Genomic DNA, 18,137 nt, shown 5'->3' with positions numbered 1-18,137 from the left:
CAGCCTCATTCAGCCTTCGCCGGCTTGGCCTGCTTGCGCTCCAGATCCAGGATCGAGGCCAGCTCGGCGCGCGCCTCCTTCGATGTCTGGATCAGCTGCTGCTCGTCGTGATAGACGGCCTGCTGGCGCGACAGCAGCATGCGATCGGCTTCGACAAAGCGGGCGACGGTCTTGGCGATTTCGTTTTCGTCCAGACCGAGATTTTCAAGCACGCCGCGGCCGATCTCGATGCTCGATAGTAGCGTCTCGCGCACCTGCACCGTCACCCCCAGGTCGATCAGCCGATAGGCGTGAAAGCGGTTGCGCGCGCGCGCCACGATCGCCAGCTTGGGAAAGTGGCGGCGCACGAGCTCGGCAACCTGCAGCGAGCGCTCGACATCGTCGATCGCCAGCACGAAAACCTTCGCTGAACCCACCTGGGCGGATTCGAGCAGCGCCAGGTGGGCCGCGTCGCCGTAGTACACCTGCATGCCGAAACGGCGCACCGTCTCGATCTGCTCGGGGTCGTTGTCGACCGCGGTGAACCGTATGCCCTGCTTCATCAACAGTCGGCCGATCACCTGCCCGACCCGACCGAAGCCCGCAATCACCACTGTCGGCGGATCGGTCGGCATCGGGTCGTAGTCGCGTGCCGGCCGCTTGGCGTCGCGCTTCGCAAGCCAGTCGTTGGCGATAAAGAGCAGCGGCGCGAACGCCATCGACAGGGCGACGGCGAGCGTCATCTGGTCGGCCACCCGGATTGGCACCAGGCGCCCCTGCTCCACCATGCTGAACACGACAAAGGCGAACTCGCCGCCCTGTGCCAACGCGAAAGCGAGCGGGCGGGCGCTGTCGATGCCGTCCGGCGCGATCCGGCGCAAGACCCATAGTACGCTGGCCTTGAGGGCCAGCAGACCCAGGGCAAAGCTGATCACCCGCACGGGCATGGTGCCAAGCAGGTCGAGGTTGGCGTTCATGCCGACCGCCATGAAGAACAGGCCCAGCAGCAGCCCCTTGAACGGATCGATGGTGGCCTCGAGTTCATGGCGGAACTCGGAGTCCGCAAGAAGCACCCCGGCAACGAAGGCGCCCATCGACATCGACAAGCCCACCGCCTCCATCAAGGACGCCAAGCCCAGCGCGCACAGCAAGGCCGCAGCCGTGAACAGCTCACGGCTGCCAAATCGCGCGACGTAAACGAAGACCCAATGCAGGACGCGACGCCCGACCAGAACCACCACCAGCAGCACGAGCAGCCCCATCAGGGGATTGCGACCCGCCTTGGGCAGACCGACATCGAGCAGCGGAATCAGCGCCAGCAGCGGGATCACCGACAGATCCTGAAACAGAAGTATCGCGAAGGACTCGCGCCCGTACTGGCTGGTCAATTCCTTGCGTTCGGCCAGAGTCGGCAGCACCAGTGCGGTGGACGAGAGCGCAAGCGTCCAGCCGAGCAGCACGCCAGCCTTGATAGAAAGGCCGAATCCGACCGCCACCACAGTGCCGATCACGGTGCCGCAGCCGATCAGCTGCAGGGCCCCCAGTCCGAAGACCTGGCGCCGCAGCGCCCACAGGCGCGAGGGCTGCAGTTCGAGGCCGATCACGAAGAGCAGCAGCACAATGCCGAGTTCAGCGGTATGCAGCAGGCTCTCAGGGTCGCCCACCAGATTCAGCCCGAAGGGGCCAACGAGCACGCCGGCGACGAGGTAGCCCAGCACGGTACCGAGCCGGGCGCGTTTGAAGAGCGGTACGAGAAGCACTGCTGCCGCGATCAGCGCGGCAAAGGTGGTGAGCGAGGTCATCGGTTACTCCGGTTCATCGCATCAGGATCGCAGAAATGGGTGACAGGCATCGGCATGCAGCTGTTGCCGAATGTGCTCGCGTCGAGCGGCTACAGCCCCGGGTCGCTGCCACCACCAAGCAAGGCGGCGTCGACCGTGTGCCGATTCAGATGTGGCGACATCAGCTCGATGAAGCCATACACATAGCCGCGCAGGTAGGCGTTCTTGCGGATGCCGATGCGCGTCACGGCGGAGGCGAACAGGTGCGATGCGTCGATCGCGCCGATGCGACGATCGGCAATCGGGTCATACGCGATCGAGGCGATCAGGCCTATCCCCAGATCCATGGCGACATAGGTCTTGATCACATCGGCGTCCATCGCCGCCAGCACCACGTTGGGCTTGAGGCCGCGCCCGAGAAAGGCGCGATTGACCTCGCTGCGACCGGCGAAGGTGGTGTCGTAGGTGACGATCGGATACTTCACGATCTCTTCGAGCGTGAGCGGATTCGCCTTGAGGATGGGGTGCCGCGGCGTGGCAATGACGCAGCGGTTCCACTGGTAGCTCGGCAACGAGACGAGCCCGTCCGTCTCGCCCACCGACTCGGTGGCAATTGCGAGGTCGGCTTCGCCCTCCAGCACCCAGTCACAAACCTGCCGGGGGCTGCCTTGGTGCAAGGTCAGCCGCACACCGGGGAATTTCTGCACGAAGGCCTGGACCACCCGCGGCAACGCGTAGCGCGCCTGGGTATGGGTGGTCGCAATGTTCAAGGTGCCGGCCGATTCGTTGCTGAATTCGGCGCCGACCTTCTTCAGGCTATCGACTTCGCCCAGCATGCGCTCCGCGATCATCAGCACCTGCCGGCCCGGCTCGGTCACGCCGGTAAGGCGTTTGCCATGTCGCACGAAGATGTCGATGCCCAGCTCTTCCTCAAGCTGGCGGATCTGTTTTGACACGCCGGGCTGGGAGGTAAACAGTGCATCCGCTGCTTCCGACACGTTCAACCCCGCCCGGACCACTTCGACGACGTAGCGCAACTGCTGGAGATTCATGGCACGCCCGCTATATAACGAATCGTTCTTAGAGTCTAACACGCAGGCAGAAAAGGGAATTAAGCGCTCCGATAAGATCGCGGCTCACATTCACCCCGAGTGATTTCATGGATTTCACCTACTCCATCGCCGGTTTTGCCGTTGGCGCCATCGTCGGACTGACCGGCGTCGGCGGCGGATCGCTGATGACACCGCTGCTGGTGCTGCTGTTCGGCATCCACCCGGCGGTCGCAGTCGGCACAGACCTGCTGTACGCGGCGATCACCAAGGCCGGCGGCACCGTCGCACACAACCTCAAGGGCACCGTCGACTGGAAGATCACCGGCGCCCTCGCCGCAGGCAGCCTCCCCGCCGCCGCGGCCACGCTGTTCGTGATCGGCACCTATTTCCCCGGCGGCATCGGCGGCGCCAAAGACATCATCTCGGTCGCACTCGGCATCGCCCTGCTGCTGACCGCGGTCGCGCTGATCTTCCGCAGCCGTATCCAGAAGTTCTCGCTCGCCCACCATGGTGGTGAGCGCGATCCGGCGCTCACCCGGACGCTGACCATCCTCACCGGCGCGATCCTTGGCGTGCTGGTCTCCATCTCGTCGGTCGGCGCCGGGGCACTGGGCGTGACCGCCTTGTTCTTCCTGTATCCGCGCCTGCCGGCAGTGCGGATCGTCGGCTCGGACATCGCCCATGCGGTGCCGCTGACGCTGGTGGCAGGCCTCGGCCACTGGTGGCTGGGTAGCGTGAACTGGTCGCTGCTCGGCAGCCTGCTGGTTGGCTCGCTGCCCGGCATCTGGATCGGCAGCCACATCTCCGCAAAAGTGCCGGAAAAATTCCTGCGTCCCGCGCTCGCCTTGATGCTCGTGCTTGTCGGTACGAAGCTGATCGCGCACTGATCACCCCGAATTCCAAGAGAGAGATTCACGATGTACCGCTACGACGAATACGACCAGCGCATCGTTGACGAGCGCGTTGCCCAGTACCGCGACCAGACGCGCCGCTACCTTGCCGGCGAACTGACCGAAGACGAGTTCCGCCCGTTGCGCCTGCAGAACGGCCTCTACATCCAGCGCCAGGCGCCGATGCTGCGCGTCGCCATCCCCTACGGCCTGCTCGCCAGCCGCCAGCTGCGCAAGCTCGCCGAGATCGCGCGCAAGTACGACCATGGCTACGCGCATTTCTCGACGCGCCAGAACATCCAGTACAACTGGCCGAAACTTGAGGACACGCCGGACATCCTGGCCGAACTCGCCTCGGTCGAGATGCACGCGATCCAGACTTCCGGCAACTGCATCCGCAACATCACGACGGACCAGTTCGCCGGTGTCGCGCCGGACGAAGTGGTCGACCCGCGCGCGCTGGCCGAGATCCTGCGCCAGTGGAGCACCTTCCACCCCGAGTTCGCCGCGCTGCCGCGCAAGTTCAAGATCGCCGTGAACGGCGCGCAGAGCGACCGCGCCGTGGTCCGCGTTCACGACATCGGCCTCGAATTCCTGCGTAACGACGCCGACGAACTGGTGGTGAAGGTCTGGGTCGGTGGCGGTCTGGGCCGCACGCCGATCATCGGCCAGGTGATCCACGAGGCGCTGCCGTGGAAGCACGTCATCAGCTACTGCGAGGCGATCCTGCGCGTCTACAACCGCTACGGCCGCCGCGACAACGCGTACAAGGCGCGCATCAAGATCCTCGTCAAGGCGCTCGGCATCACCGAGTTCAAGCGCCAGGTCGAGGAAGAGTGGGCCTTCTGGAAAGATGGCCCGAGCACGCTGACACAGGCCGAACTCGACCGCGTCAGTGCGCACTTCGCACCGCACGCCTACGAGAAGCTTGCCGATTGCGACCCGGATTTCAACGAGAAGGCCGCGACCAACCCGGCGTTCGCCGCCTGGCTCAAGCGCTGCACGCACGCCCACAAGGTATCCGGCTACCGCGCGGTGACGCTGTCGCTGAAAAAGACCGGCATCGCGCCGGGCGATGCCACTGCCGAACAGATGGAAATCGTCGCCAATCTCGCTGACCAGTACAGCTTCGGCGAACTACGTGTGTCGCATGAGCAGAACCTGATCCTGGCCGACGTGAAGCTCAGCGACCTGTTCGATGTATGGCAAACCGCGCGAGCGGCCGGTCTCGCGACGCCGAATATCGGCCTGCTGACCGACATCATCTGTTGCCCGGGGGGTGACTTCTGCTCGCTGGCCAACGCCAAGAGCATCCCGATCGCGCAGGCGATCCAGGAACGTTTCGACAACCTCGATTTTCTCTTCGACCTCGGCGACATCGAGCTGAACATCTCCGGCTGCATGAACAGCTGTGGTCACCATCACGTCGGCCATATCGGCATCCTCGGCGTCGATAAGGACGGATCGGAGTGGTACCAGATCTCGCTCGGCGGCCAGCAGGGCAACGAAACCACACTGGGCAGCGTGATCGGCCGCGCTTTCGCCGCCGCCGATGTACCTGACGTGATCAGCAAGATCATCAGCGTCTTCGTCGAACAGCGCGAAGGCGACGAGTTGTTCATCGACGTCGTGCGCCGCCTTGGCCTCGACCCCTTCAAGGCCCGCGTGTACGGCACGCCGGCCGCAGCCCCGAAGAAGGAGCTGGAGAATGTCTAACTTGATCAAGAACGGCGCCGTCGTCGAAGACGGCTGGACGCTGGTGCGCTACCCGGCGGTCGACGAATCCGTGCAGAAGCAGGCCGGCAAGGTGGTGCAATTCAAGGTCACCGGCACCGAGGCCGCCTCGCCCGAGTTGATCGCGCAAGTGCAGATCCCGGCGGGCCGCGCGATCGTGCCGCTGGCCGTGTTCCGCGCCCGCAAGGACGAACTGGCTGCACGTATCGCCGCCGGCGAAATCGGCGTATGGCTGGAAAGCTTCGAACTGGTCGAAGACCTCGCCGCCGCCGTGGGCGACATCAACGCCCTGCCCGTCATCGCCTACGACTTCCCGAAGTTCGTCGATGGTCGCGGCTTCTCCGCCGCCGTGCTGCTGCGTACCCGCTACGGCTACAGGAACGAATTGCGCGCGATCGGCGATGTGCTGCGCGACAAGCTCTACTTCATGCAGCGCTGCGGCTTCGACGCCTACCAGATCCGCGCCGACCGCTCGGCCGAGGATGCGCTGGCCTCGTTGCGCGACTTTTCCGAGCCCTACCAGGCTTCGGTGGCCGAGCCGCAACCGCTGTGGCGCCGCCACGCCCGCGCTTGAACGGAGTCCAGCGATGAGCGAGAGCGTCTCCTTCCTCAAGCCGCGCGCCAAGAACCCGGCAACCACACCGGCGCTGACCGATGAACTGCGCACCACGGTCGCGGTGAAGCGCGCCCGTACGCTGGAACTGCTGCATGCGGCGATCGAGGAATTCGGTGCTGCCGGTGAAGTCACCTTCGCCAACAGCTTCGGCGCCGAGGACATGGTGCTGACCGACCTGATCCTCACCGAGCGCCTGCCGATCGAGATCTTCTCGCTCGACACCGGCCGCCTGCCGGCGGAGACCTACACCCTGATGGGCGAGGTGGAGAAGCGCTACAGCACGAAGCTGAAAGTCTTCTTCCCGGACGCGACGGCCGTCGAGCAGTACGTGCGCACCGAAGGCATCAACGCCTTCTACGACTCAGTCGAACTGCGCAAGGCGTGCTGCGGCATCCGCAAGGTCGAACCGCTGCGTCGTGCGTTGGCCGGCAAGAAGGCGTGGATCACCGGCCTGCGCGCCGCGCAGAGCACCACCCGCACCGAGCTCGCGCCGCGCGAGTTCGACGCCGGCAACGGACTGGAGAAATTCAACCCGCTGTTCGACTGGAGCGAGCGGGAAGTCTGGGCCTACATCCGCATCCATGAGCTGCCCTACAACGCGCTGCACGACCAGTTCTACCCGAGCATCGGCTGTGCGCCCTGCACCCGCTCGATCGCGGTCGGCGAGGATGTGCGCGCCGGGCGCTGGTGGTGGGAGAATCCCGAATCCAAAGAGTGCGGCCTGCACGTGAAGAAATCCTGAGCGCGCGTCGCTCACGCTGAAAGCAAACGAATGAGTACGCTGACCAAACAAACGCTGTCGCACCTCGACTGGCTCGAAGCCGAAGCCATCCACATCATGCGCGAGGTCGCCGGCCAGTGCGAACGCCCGGTGCTGCTGTTCTCGGGCGGCAAGGATTCGATCTGCCTGCTGCGCATCGCCGAGAAGGCTTTTCGCCCCGGCCGCTTCCCCTTCCCGCTGATGCACATCGACACCGGCCACAACTACAAGGAAGTCACCGACTTTCGCGACAAGCGTGCGGCCGAACTCGGCGAACGCCTGATCGTGCGCTCGGTGGAAGACTCGATGAAGCGCGGCTCGGTGGTGCTCAAGTCGGCCGATGAATCGCGCAACAAGCATCAGTCGGTGACCTTGCTCGAAGCAATCGCCGAGTTCGAGTTCGACGCCTGCATCGGTGGCGCACGTCGCGACGAGGAGAAGGCCCGCGCGAAGGAACGCGTGATGAGCTTCCGCGACGAGTTCGGCCAGTGGGATCCGAAGAACCAGCGCCCGGAACTGTGGAACCTCTACAACGCCCGCGCCTTCAAGGGTGAGAACATCCGCGCCTTCCCGATCAGCAACTGGACCGAAATGGACGTATGGCAGTACATCGAGCGCGAGAAGCTCGAACTGCCCTCGATCTACTTCGCCCACACCCGCCCGGTGGTGCGCAAGGGCACCCTGCTGCAGCCGGTGACCGAGCTGACGCCGGCCAAGCCGGGCGATGTGGTGGAAGAGGTGATGGTCCGCTTCCGCACCGTTGGCGACATCACCTGCACGGCGCCGGTCGAGTCGACCGCGAGCACGGTCGAGCAGATCGTCGTCGAGACCGCCACCACGACGATCACCGAGCGCGGCGCGACGCGACTGGACGACCAGACCTCGGAAGCGTCGATGGAGCAACGCAAGAAAGAAGGCTACTTCTGAAAGAACACGCATAGATCTACTGCGCGGCCTCATCCCGGGGCCTGTGATGGTCGCCGTACCGCATGTACGGCTGCGCTTCTCGACCCCGGCCTGACCCCGCTCGCTACGATCTCTGCGCGTCCTTTTGTAGGACTTAACGAAAGAACCTAGAGATGTCCGCGATGGAAAACCTTCCGACCCAAGAAAACGGCCTGCTGCGCTTCATGACCTGCGGCAGCGTCGACGACGGCAAGAGCACGCTGATCGGCCGCCTGCTGTACGACACAAAGGCGATCCTCGCCGATGCGCTGACCGCGATCGAGAAGACCTCGAAGAAGCGCGGGCTCGATGCGGTCGACCTCTCGCTGCTGACCGATGGCCTGCAGGCCGAGCGCGAACAGGGCATCACGATCGACGTGGCCTACCGCTACTTCGCCACCGGCACGCGCAAGTACATCATCGCCGACGCGCCGGGCCACGAGCAGTACACCCGCAACATGGTCACCGCGGCATCCACCGCGAACCTCGCGATCATCATGATCGACGCGCGCAAGGGTGTTCTCGCACAGACCCGCCGGCACAGCTACATCACGCATCTGGTGGGCATTCCGCACCTGGTGGTGGCGGTAAACAAGATGGATCTGGTCGACTACGACCAGGCCACGTACGACCGCATCTGCGCCGAGTACCGTGCCTTCGCCGACAAGATGGGCCTCACCGCCAAGGGCTTCGACGTGCGCTTCATCCCGGTGTCCGCGCTGGCTGGCGACAACATCGTCGAGCGCGGCGATGCGATGCCCTGGTACGAAGGCCCGACCCTGCTGGATATCCTCGAAACGGCGCCGCCCGCTGGCACGCACGAACGCAGCGAATCCTTCCGCTTCCCGGTGCAGTACGTGATCCGCCCGCAAGCCTCGGACGACCCCGAACTGCACGACTATCGCGGCTTTGCCGGTCGTGTCGAATCGGGCACCGTGCAAGCTGGCGACGCCGTCACGGTGCTGCCCTCGGGTATCGAATCGCGCGTCAAGGCAGTGCACATCGGTGGCGAGCCGATCGACGTCGGCCACACCGAACAGTCGGTCACGCTGCTGCTGGAAGACGAGGTCGACATCTCGCGCGGCGACATGATCGTCAAGTCCGGCAACGCACCGGAAGCGAAGAAGGAACTGCGCGCGATGCTGTGCTGGCTGTCGGAGACGCCGCTGTCGCCGGCCCGCACCTACCTGATCCGCCACACCTCGCGCACCGTCAAGGCCAAGCTTTCGGGCATCGCGTACAAGGTCGACATCAACTCGCAAGCGCAGGTCGACGCCACCCAACTGGCGGTGAACGACATCGCCGAGGTCGGCTTCAAGCTCGCGCAGCCGATCTTCGCCGACCCCTACACCACCAACCGCGAAACCGGCGCCTTCATCGTCGTCGACGAGTCGACCAACAACACGGTCGGGGCGGGCATGGTGATCTGAGGGGGCGGCACATTCGCAATACGGCGCCCGGTATCGGCGGCGCCGATGCACACCCGACGAGTGGTCCGGGCCTCGCTCCGGACCACTGCCGCGTCAGGGTAGCCTGAGGCGCCTTTCCCGCGCGCCCAAGCGTGGGCTATCCTCCAAGCAGATGCGCAGGCAGATCACGCTCCTCCTCCTTGCAGCACTCCTCAGCCTTCCGGCTCGGGGTGCCGACATCCGCTTCCCCGGAGGGGATAGCCCGGACGACAAGCGCTGGGACTTCGTACTGGAAATCCTCGCGCTGGCGCTGGAAAAAGCGCCCGATCGGGCCGGCCCTGACCGGATCATCCGCCTGCCGGCGCAGATGCAGGCCCGCCGGATCGCCGAACTGCGGGCCGGCGAGCTTGAAGTTGCCGTCGCGGTCGACTCGCGGGACCTGCGCAAACAGGGCGTCATCGTCATCCCGACGCCGTTGCAGCGCGGCTTGTTGGGGTGGCGGCTGCTGATGATTCGTCCGGAGTCGGCACCGCGCTTCGCAAGCGTCACTTCGCTCGAACAACTGCGCCCCTTGCAACTCGGTTTCATCCGTACGTTTGCCGACTATCCGATCATGCGCGCCAACGGTTTGAACCTGGTCGACGCGGGCGACTACTCCGGCGCCTTCCGTATGCTGGCGGCAGGCCGTATGGACTATCTCTCGCGGGGCGTGGCCGAGATATTCTGGGAACTCGACGTCCAGAAACGAAACGGCGTCACGCCGCTGCAGATCGAACCGGCACTGGCCCTGCACTACCGGGCAGACTGGTACTTCATCGTCAACCCGACGCGGGCGGATCTGGCCGAACGCGTTACGCGCGGGCTGGGCAAAGCGATTCAGGATGGCTCCTACGATCGGAGCTTCCAGCGCCACTTCGCGCAGATTCTGGCGAGCGCAAACTTCGAACGCCGCCGCATCATCGAACTTTCAAACCCGGACCTCGAACAGGATGACAGCGTGCCGACCAGTTGGTGGTGGCAGCCAGCGTCACCCGCCCAGAGCGCTGACAACCCGCCGCAAAGCGCGGTCCGAAAAAAAGGCGGGCGCTAGACGGGTCTGAGCAGCTTGTGCAGCACCATCGCAGCCGCGCCCGCTGCGACCGCGCGGCGACCATAACGGGACACGCGCACTTCCGGCGCGGGGAGCCCGGCCGCCAGCGCGTAGGCATCGATGGTTTCCTTCGCCGCATCGAGCAACGGGGCGCCGAGCTCACAGGTCGGGCCGCCGAGCACGAAGCGCCCCGGATCAAAGGCAGTCCAGAGGTTCTGCATCAGCACGCCGAGGTAATGGCCGGCCTGTTGTGCTGCACGCACGGCCAGCAGTTCGCCCTGCGCGACACCGGCCGCCAGCGCATCGAGATCGCGCGGCGGGTCGCCCGGACTGGCCGACTGGCGTGCGATCGCGCGCAGGCCGATGTAGGCCTCGGCACAGCCCTCGCGCCCGCATGAACAGCGTGCGCCGGCAATCTGCAGGATCGAGTGCCCCACTTCACCGGCGAATCCGGCCGCCCCCACGAACAGGCGGTCATTGACGACAATGCCCGCGCCCACGCCGATACCCAGACTCAGATAGACCAGCGGATCGGGCACCGGTGCGCTGCCGAATTCGTATTCGCCCAGCGCAGCGACATCCGCCTCGTTCTGCATGCAGATCGGCAGCGCATCCAGCCCGGCGGCGTCGAATGCGGCGCGCAAGGGCCTGGCTACGTCGACATTGCGCCAGCCAAGATTGGGCGCCACTTTCAGCACGCCCGCGTCCTCGTCGACCGCGCCTGGCAAGCCGACGCCGACGCCGAACACGCTGCGCCCGGACGCCCGCACCTGCGCCACGCCATCGATCAACAGGCGCGCGAGCTGGCCGAGCACCTCGGTCGGGCCGCTCCCTTGGAGGTCCTGCTCCGTCTTGAACACGATCTCGCCGCTGAGCGAAAGGCCAACCACGTGAATACGGTCCACCCCCAGTTCTGCGCCGACCATCGCGAGACGCCCGCCATCGATTGCAAGAGGGGTCGGCCGGCGGCCGAGGGCGCCGGTAATCTGGATCGCATGCTCGACCAGCCAGCCTTCGTCGATCAACTCCTGCGCCAGCAGGCTCACCGTGGATTTGGTGAGCCCGGTTTCCTTGGCGATGTCGGCGCGCGAAAGGCCGCTCTGCTGTCGCACCCGGCGAACGATCGCCATACGGTTGATCTGTTTGAGGAGCGTCTGGTCACCAGTGATGGGCATGCCGATTTCCGATCGAACGATGTACTGGGCACGCGCCGCACTAAGGCCCGCGGGTGCGGGCCTGGCGGGCGCCGAGAATGCAGCTGCAGCACCGCCGCCCAATGATACCGGCGCTGCCGTATGCGGCAACCGGTAACTATATCCCACGCAGGCTTTCGCCCCCCGTCTCGAAATTGCGACGCGAGCACCGAATGGCGCACGGTGCGAACACGGCGCGCGAGTGCCCGGCCGCGCAAGCCCGCAGGCGCGGGACTCAGCCGGGAGGAATGGTCGCTTCAAGTGGGCCCTCGGCCGCGCGCGGCGCAAGCGCCACATGCCGCGTCGGATGTACCGCGATCCACAAGCGGCCGCCTGCCGGGATCAAAGCGCTAGAATCGCTTCGCCTCCGGCCTTCTGGGCCGGCAACCGGCGAAACCGATCGCCCCACCTCCGGAACGCCCCGCTGCAGCCCATGTCCGAATTCACCCACCGCGTGCTGTCGATCATCCCGCCGATGACGCAGCTCAATACGCCCTACCCGTCCACGGCATACCTCACCGGTTTCCTGCGCGCACAGGGTGTCGCGGCGGCTCAGGAGGATCTGGCGCTGGCGCTGGTGCTGCGCCTGTTTTCGCCGCAGGGCCTGGACGAAGTCCGTGCGCGGGCCGAGGCGATCCCGCAGCGCAAGCGCTCGCCGCAGGTGGCGTCGTTCCTGGCGCAGTTCGCGCGCTACCGGGCCACGGTATCGGTGGCAATCGGCTTCCTGCAGGGGCGCGATCCGACCGTGGCGCACCGCATTGGCGGTCGCAACTTCCTGCCCGAGGGCGCGCGTTTCGATTCGCTGGAGGTGTACGTCGATCCGGACGGCGGCGACCCGCTCGCCTGGGCCTTCGGATCGCTTGGCATGCAGGATCGCGCGCGCCACCTCGCCACGCTGTACCTCAACGACCTCGCCGACGTGCTGCGCGACGCTGTCGACCCACGCTTCGAGTTCGTGCGCTACGGCGAATCGCTGGCCGCCAGCCAGCCGAGCTTCGACCCGCTCGCACAGGCCTTGGCGGGCGCGCACACGCTGGTCGATGCGACCCTGTGCACGCTTGCGCTTGACGCGCTGGACCGGCACCGACCGGACGTCGTGCTGCTGTCGGTACCCTTCCCCGGCTCGGTGTATGGCGCTTTCCGCATCGCGCAGACGATCAAGGCGCAAGCCCCGGGCGTTGTCACGGTGCTGGGCGGCGGATTCGTGAACACCGAGCTGCGCGAACTCGCCGATCCGCGGGTGTTCGACTACTTCGATTACGTCACGCTGGATGCCGGCGAGCGCCCCTTGCTGGCGATCCTGGAGCATCTGCAGGGCCGGCGCTCGCAACAACGCCTGGTGCGCAGCTTCATCCGTGACACGGAAAGCGGCGCCGTACGCTACGTGAATTTCGCCGAGCCCGACGTCGCGTTTGAGGACGTCGGGACGCCGACCTGGGACGGTTTGCCGATCGACGGCTACCTGTCGATCCTCGACATGCTCAACCCGATGCACCGGCTGTGGTCGGACGGACGCTGGAACAAGCTCACCGTCGCGCACGGCTGCTACTGGAAGAAGTGCAGCTTCTGCGACGTGAGCCTCGACTACATCTCGCGCTACGACGCGGCGTCGGCGGACACACTGATCGCGCGCATCGACGCCATCGTCGCCGAAACCGGGCAGAGCGGCTTCCACTTCGTCGACGAAGCTGCGCCCCCCAAATCGCTGAAGGCGCTGGCACAAGCGCTGGTCGATCGGCAGCGATCGATCTCATGGTGGGGCAACATCCGCTTCGAGAAGTCCTTCACGCCCGAACTGTGCCAGTTGCTCTCCGACAGTGGCTGCATCGCGGTGTCAGGCGGGCTGGAAGTCGCGTCCGATCGCCTGCTCAAACTGATGCAGAAGGGCGTCTCGGTGGATCAGGTGGCACGGGTGACCCATGCGTTCAGCGAGGCCGGCATCCTGGTGCACGCCTACCTGATGTACGGCTTCCCCTCGCAGACGGTGCAGGACACGGTGGACGCACTCGAATACGTGCGCCAGTTGTTCGAAGCCGGCTGCATCCAGTCAGGCTTCTTCCATCGCTTTGTCTGCACGGTGCACTCGCCGGTCGGCAAGAACCCGGAGGCCTATGGCGTCACGCTGATGCCGCTCCCGCCCGCGACGTTTGCGCGAAACGACGTCGGTTTCATCGACCCCACCGGCGTCGACCACGACGCGCTGGGCGTGGCGTTGAACAAGGCGCTGTACAACTTCATGCACGGCATCGGACTCGATGAGGACGTGCGCAGCTGGTTCCAGCAACGCGTACCACGCACCCGGGTACCGCGGCACTTCGTCGCCAACGCGCTGCGCTGAGTCGCTGTTCGCAGCTAAAGGTGCGCGGGCGACGCGACCGTCAAGCAGCCCAACGCATATCGTCTATTGGCCCCCTTGGCAGCCGCCGCCCCACTTAGCCAAACAATTGCGCCAGCATAGGCAGGGTCGATCGCGCCGTCCCGACGAGCCCGGCCGCACCGCTTATCGCGAGCGACCGACCGGACTTGAGCCCTCGAAGAGCCAAATATCCACTGTACTGGGGTAGTCGGCGCGATTCCGACTATCCACTGCCCGCGCAGCGCCTGCCAAGTCGGCACCTCAGAAACCAAGGGCCTTGAGCACCCGGCGATTGTGCGCGGCGTAGTAGGCGTCGGGCATGCCCAGCTCGTAGACGCTTCCGCTGATCGTCTGCACCCGGCGCGAGTCGCCGTCGAACGCGGTGATCGCAGAGGTGTTGCCCGTCGGCGTACAAACGTTTGCGCCGATGATGTCCTCCGGGCGCTTGATCACACCCACACCGGGCACTTCGATACGCCAGCCCTTGATCACGCCGCGTGGCTCGCCGGCGATCCGGGTGGATCGCACCGGCCGGTCGAGCGAGCGTTCGACCTCCTGGATCATCAACAGCAAGTCGCCCGCAATATTGGTGCCGCTCGCATCGAAGTCCGCTTCGCCGTTCGCCAACGCGCTATCCGCGACGCCAAGCGGCGCCGTGTGACGGCTTGAGGGGGACAGTTCATCAGCAGACTTGCGTGTCATCGCGCGAATTCCATCTATATCGGCATCACGAGCGAAGCCGCTGGCGACTGGAGCGAAACGGTCATCCATCAAGGGGGTAGCTTCCGGGTTGATTGTTATGGTTGTACGCGTAACCGGGCGCCTGATGCGCCCCCGTTTCAGCCGGCGGCGTTCGACGGGTTCCGGGGAGGCGGTATTTTCCGCAGAGTGCGGCGAGACAGCAAGTACGGCGCAGCCGCCGTCGCCGGCCCCACGAGGGCGCAGCCGCATTTGCTGGGAAGACGATCATCGTCTCAGATTTCCGGCAGGCAGTGGACGGGTTTGCGTCGATCTGACAGCGCGCTCGATCAAGGTTTGCAGCCCTTGCAATTGCCCCACTAGCCTACATATGCCGAACGTACGGCACAGTCGCAACGAGGGGCACAATGAGCGAACAGGTATTCCGCATCGCGAGCGAAGACGATTTCGAAGACGGGATCGCAGAGGCGCTTGCCGAAATTGACCCCGACAACCTCGACGATCTGATCATTGAGGCGCATGGCGAGGATGACGCACACCACGAGACCTTCAGGCGCATGCTCGATGCTTTCGCGGCAGAACATGAGCGTCGCCTGCTCGAACACGACGGGAGTTACTTCTTCCTGCCCTTGAAGCTGCACTGATCGGACCTTACGGCAAGGCGCCCGCGCCGAAGCATCCCCGAGCGACGCCCGAAACGCACTGGCACCGGACAGTCAGCCGCACGGAGCGCGTACGCCAAGTGATGCCCGATCGGATCGGCGCGTAACCGCAGTTTCGCCATCGCGACCCGGCACCGATGCGCGCTTGCGCTCCAACCGGAACGTCGCGCGGCCGGACTGGGAGGTCGCTGCGTGCCGACGCATCCGCACCAACGGTGTTGTGTCGTACAAGACGCGTGATCGTGATGCAGTCTTGTTCTCGACCGACATTTCAAGCAAAAACGCCCGCGGCATGCCGGGGGCGTTTTTGCTTTACCTTCGCAGTCCGGGCAGATCGAGCGCCCTGAGCGGCTCTACCAGAGGGTTTCGCGCTCCGCCGTTGCGGAAATCTTGTGAATCGACAGATCCGCGCCGTTGTATTCCTCTTCCGCATCCAGTCGAATACCAACGATCTGTTTGAGTCCGCCATACACGATCGCCCCGCCGACCAGCGCGACTGCAATTCCGCCCAGCGTGCCCAAGGCCTGAACGGCCAGGCTCACGCCGCCGATGCCACCAAGCGCCTTGCTGCCGAAGATGCCGGCGGCAATGCCGCCCCATGCACCGCAAAGCCCGTGAAGCGGCCATACACCGAGCACATCGTCGATCTTCCAACGATTCTGCGTCAGCGTGAACATCCAGACAAACAGCCCGCCGGCAACACCGCCGACCACCAACGCACCAATCGGATGCATCAGGTCAGATCCGGCACACACCGCAACCAGGCCGGCGAGGGGGCCGTTGTGTACGAAGCCCGGGTCGTTACGGCCTGCGGCCAGTGCCACCAGAGTGCCGCCAACCATCGCCATCAGCGAGTTCACCGCGACCAGGCCCGAAATCTTGTCCATGGTCTGCGCGCTCATCACGTTGAAGCCGAACCAACCCACCACCAGGATCCATGCGCCGAGCGCGAGAAAGGGGATGTTTGAAGGCGGATGCGCGGAGATGCCACCATCCTTGTTGTAGCGGCCGCGCCGGGCGCCGAGCATCAACACTGCGGCAAGGCCGATCCAGCCACCAACGGCATGCACTACCACACTGCCCGCGAAATCGTGGAACTGCGCGCCAAACGCCGTTTCGAACCACTTCTGCACGCCAAAATTGCCATTCCACATAAGCCCTTCGAAGAAGGGATACACGAAGCTGACGATCAGAAAGGTGGCTGCCAGTTGCGGCATGAAGCGCGCACGTTCGGCGATGCCGCCCGACACGATGGCGGGAATCGCGGCCGCAAAGGTCAGCAGGAAGAAGAATTTGACGAGGTCGTAGCCGCCGCGCTGAACGAAGGTCTCGGCGCCTGTGAAGAAGTGGATGCCGTAGGCAACGCCATAACCGATGAAGAAATAGGCGATCGTGGAAACCGCGAAATCGGTGAGGATCTTGACCAGGGCATTGACCTGATTCTTCTTGCGGACGGTACCCAGTTCCAGAAAGGCGAAGCCGGCATGCATCGCCAGCACCATGACGGCGCCCAGCAGTACGAAAAGAACGTCGCTGGAAGTCTTGATTTGCTCCATGAGGGGCTCCATTACGAGATGGCGCACCAAGAAGCAACAAACGCACCAATTTGGCGTTTTCTATATAATCAACAACTTATGTAATATTGGCCGGCCGGAACATGCACGCCACGCATCGGCTCGGTGCATAGCGAATGCAATCGCACCGTCATCGTGCATTGCGCCGCCCTGCGCACGCGTCAGGTGCCTGGCTTCGCCCCGGGAGGGGTCTGCCCCTTCGGCCAAAGCACCCACATCTGGCCACGGCTGCGCATCTTGCCGGCCTGCGCGCCGGCCTCAGCGCCAAACCCCCAGTAGAAATCCGCACGTACGCCGCCCTTGATCGCTCCGCCGGTGTCCTGCGCCACGACGAGGCGTTGCATCGGTTTGTCGCTGCCTGGCGCCGTCGTCGCGAGGAAGACGGGCGCGCCGAGCGGCACGCTGCGCGTATCCACCGCGATGGATCGCGTGGCCGTCAAGGGCACACCCTGAGAACCAAGTGGCCCCTCGCCATTCGCGGGCTGTTCGCGGAAGAAGACGAAACTCGGGTTCGCATTGAGCATTTCGGTGAGCCGACCGGGGTTCGTACGCGCCCAGTTGCGGATGCCCTCCATGCCCGCCTGCTCGAGCTTCAACTCCCCCTTGTCGATCAACCAGCGGCCGATCGACTGATACGGATGGCCATTCTGGTCGGCATAGGCAATGCGAACACGGCTGCCATCCGCCAGCTGCACCTGGCCGGAGCCCTGCACCTGCAGGAAGAAGAAATCGATCGGGTCGGCAGCCCACAGCAAGACCTTGTCGCCCAGCTTGTCCGGCCGGGCTTCGATCTGCGCTCGCGAGTAGTAGGGCACCACCTTGCGGCCCTCCAGCCGACCGCGCAGCCGCATGTTCTTCAACTCTGGATAGAGGTCGCCCATATCGATGATCAGCAAGTCGTCCGGCACCGCATAGACGGGCGTGTCGTACGACTTGGATCGGGTGCGGCTGCCGCGGATCAGCGGCTCGTAGTAGCCGGTGATCAAACCCTCGGCCGTTCCATCCGGATTCACCACCCGCCACGGCTGCCATTCGCGCTCGGCAAAGGCGCGCACCGCAGCGGCGCTGGGTTTCTCGCCCAACTCGCGGGCCGCCTGGCAACTGGCCTGCCAGGCGGGCGCCTTCATGGCCCGGCATGAGGAAAGCATCGCAACCCAGGCTTGCGACACATCGTCGGCGCCCCAGCCCGGCAGGTCGCTCCAGCTTGCCGGCTGCAGCGGATCGGCCTTGGGCTTCTCGGGCGGCTTCTCCGGCACGGTCGGGCAAACCGGGCAAGCCGGGCATTCGGCGGTGGTGGGCGCCGTCTCCGGCACCGTTGCACACGCAGACAGCAGGGCAAGCAACACGGGAACAGCGGTATGCAAGGCGGGGCGGGTGCGAAGCATCGTTCGGCTAAA

15 protein-coding genes are annotated in these 18,137 nt (G+C 65.0%); 9 read left to right on the top strand and 6 right to left on the bottom strand.

Going from position 1 to position 18,137, the window contains the following annotated elements:
• Positions 1-5: 5 nt before the first annotated feature.
• Positions 6-1,781, bottom strand: a complete 1,776-nt coding sequence (locus GGR36_RS18885) for a monovalent cation:proton antiporter-2 (CPA2) family protein (protein WP_183636560.1) — start codon at positions 1,779-1,781, stop codon at positions 6-8.
• 89 nt (positions 1,782-1,870) lie between these two features.
• A complete protein-coding gene (locus tag GGR36_RS18880; RefSeq protein ID WP_183636557.1) occupies positions 1,871-2,812 on the bottom strand; it encodes a CysB family HTH-type transcriptional regulator in 942 nt (313 codons plus the stop codon).
• Positions 2,813-2,919: 107 nt separating this feature from the next.
• On the opposite strand from GGR36_RS18880, the gene GGR36_RS18875 reads away from it, so the two are divergent.
• The 7 genes from GGR36_RS18875 to GGR36_RS18845 all read left to right on the top strand — a co-directional run bounded on the left by GGR36_RS18875 (position 2,920) and on the right by GGR36_RS18845 (position 10,256).
• Positions 2,920-3,699 (top strand): sulfite exporter TauE/SafE family protein, encoded by a 780-nt coding sequence (locus GGR36_RS18875; protein WP_183636554.1) that lies wholly within the window; start codon positions 2,920-2,922, stop codon positions 3,697-3,699.
• Positions 3,700-3,729: 30 nt separating this feature from the next.
• On the top strand, positions 3,730-5,418 hold the full coding sequence (locus GGR36_RS18870) for a nitrite/sulfite reductase (protein WP_183636552.1): 1,689 nt from the start codon (positions 3,730-3,732) through the stop codon (positions 5,416-5,418).
• The gene (locus GGR36_RS18865) at positions 5,411-6,010 is read left to right on the top strand and encodes a DUF934 domain-containing protein (RefSeq protein ID WP_183636549.1); all 600 of its coding nucleotides are present in this window, start codon (positions 5,411-5,413) and stop codon (positions 6,008-6,010) included. Before GGR36_RS18870 ends, GGR36_RS18865 begins: the two co-directional genes overlap by 8 nt.
• 13 nt (positions 6,011-6,023) lie before the next feature.
• The gene (locus tag GGR36_RS18860) at positions 6,024-6,794 is read left to right on the top strand and encodes a phosphoadenylyl-sulfate reductase (RefSeq protein WP_183636546.1); all 771 of its coding nucleotides are present in this window, start codon (positions 6,024-6,026) and stop codon (positions 6,792-6,794) included.
• Between the two features lie 30 nt (positions 6,795-6,824).
• Complete coding sequence (gene cysD / locus GGR36_RS18855; protein ID WP_172196734.1) at positions 6,825-7,739, top strand: sulfate adenylyltransferase subunit CysD; 915 nt, start codon at positions 6,825-6,827, stop codon at positions 7,737-7,739.
• A 152-nt stretch (positions 7,740-7,891) separates the two neighbouring features.
• On the top strand, positions 7,892-9,187 hold the full coding sequence (locus GGR36_RS18850; RefSeq protein WP_183636543.1) for a sulfate adenylyltransferase subunit 1: 1,296 nt from the start codon (positions 7,892-7,894) through the stop codon (positions 9,185-9,187).
• Positions 9,188-9,338: 151 nt separating this feature from the next.
• Complete coding sequence (locus GGR36_RS18845) at positions 9,339-10,256, top strand: type 2 periplasmic-binding domain-containing protein (RefSeq protein WP_183636540.1); 918 nt, start codon at positions 9,339-9,341, stop codon at positions 10,254-10,256.
• Here the strand turns inward: GGR36_RS18845 and GGR36_RS18840 are convergent.
• A complete protein-coding gene (locus GGR36_RS18840; protein WP_183636536.1) occupies positions 10,253-11,431 on the bottom strand; it encodes an ROK family transcriptional regulator in 1,179 nt (392 codons plus the stop codon). The two genes, GGR36_RS18845 and GGR36_RS18840, sit on opposite strands and share 4 nt — an antisense overlap.
• Positions 11,432-11,882: 451 nt before the next feature.
• Here GGR36_RS18840 and GGR36_RS18835 point away from each other — a divergent pair, with 451 nt between their 5' ends.
• Entirely contained in the window at positions 11,883-13,787 is a 1,905-nt protein-coding gene (locus GGR36_RS18835) for a B12-binding domain-containing radical SAM protein (protein ID WP_183636533.1), read from the top strand.
• 279 nt (positions 13,788-14,066) lie between these two features.
• Here GGR36_RS18835 and GGR36_RS18830 read toward each other — a convergent pair whose 3' ends face one another.
• The gene (locus tag GGR36_RS18830) at positions 14,067-14,507 is read right to left on the bottom strand and encodes a hypothetical protein (RefSeq protein WP_183636518.1); all 441 of its coding nucleotides are present in this window, start codon (positions 14,505-14,507) and stop codon (positions 14,067-14,069) included.
• Positions 14,508-14,911: 404 nt separating this feature from the next.
• On the opposite strand from GGR36_RS18830, the gene GGR36_RS18825 reads away from it, so the two are divergent.
• Positions 14,912-15,148 carry a hypothetical protein gene (locus GGR36_RS18825; protein ID WP_183636515.1) on the top strand — a complete coding sequence of 79 codons (237 nt, stop codon included), beginning with the start codon at positions 14,912-14,914 and terminating at the stop codon, positions 15,146-15,148.
• Positions 15,149-15,519: 371 nt separating this feature from the next.
• Here the strand turns inward: GGR36_RS18825 and GGR36_RS18820 are convergent, their stop codons facing one another.
• Positions 15,520-16,722, bottom strand: coding sequence for an ammonium transporter (locus GGR36_RS18820; RefSeq protein ID WP_183636512.1), 1,203 nt, complete (start codon positions 16,720-16,722; stop codon positions 15,520-15,522).
• Positions 16,723-16,901: 179 nt separating this feature from the next.
• Positions 16,902-18,125 carry a murein transglycosylase A gene (gene mltA / locus GGR36_RS18815; RefSeq protein ID WP_183636509.1) on the bottom strand — a complete coding sequence of 408 codons (1,224 nt, stop codon included), beginning with the start codon at positions 18,123-18,125 and terminating at the stop codon, positions 16,902-16,904.
• Positions 18,126-18,137: the final 12 nt, after the last annotated feature.

Source organism: Niveibacterium umoris, from assembly GCF_014197015.1.
GTDB lineage: Bacteria > Pseudomonadota > Gammaproteobacteria > Burkholderiales > Rhodocyclaceae > Niveibacterium > Niveibacterium umoris.
This window is presented reverse-complemented; position numbering and strand designations above follow the sequence as displayed.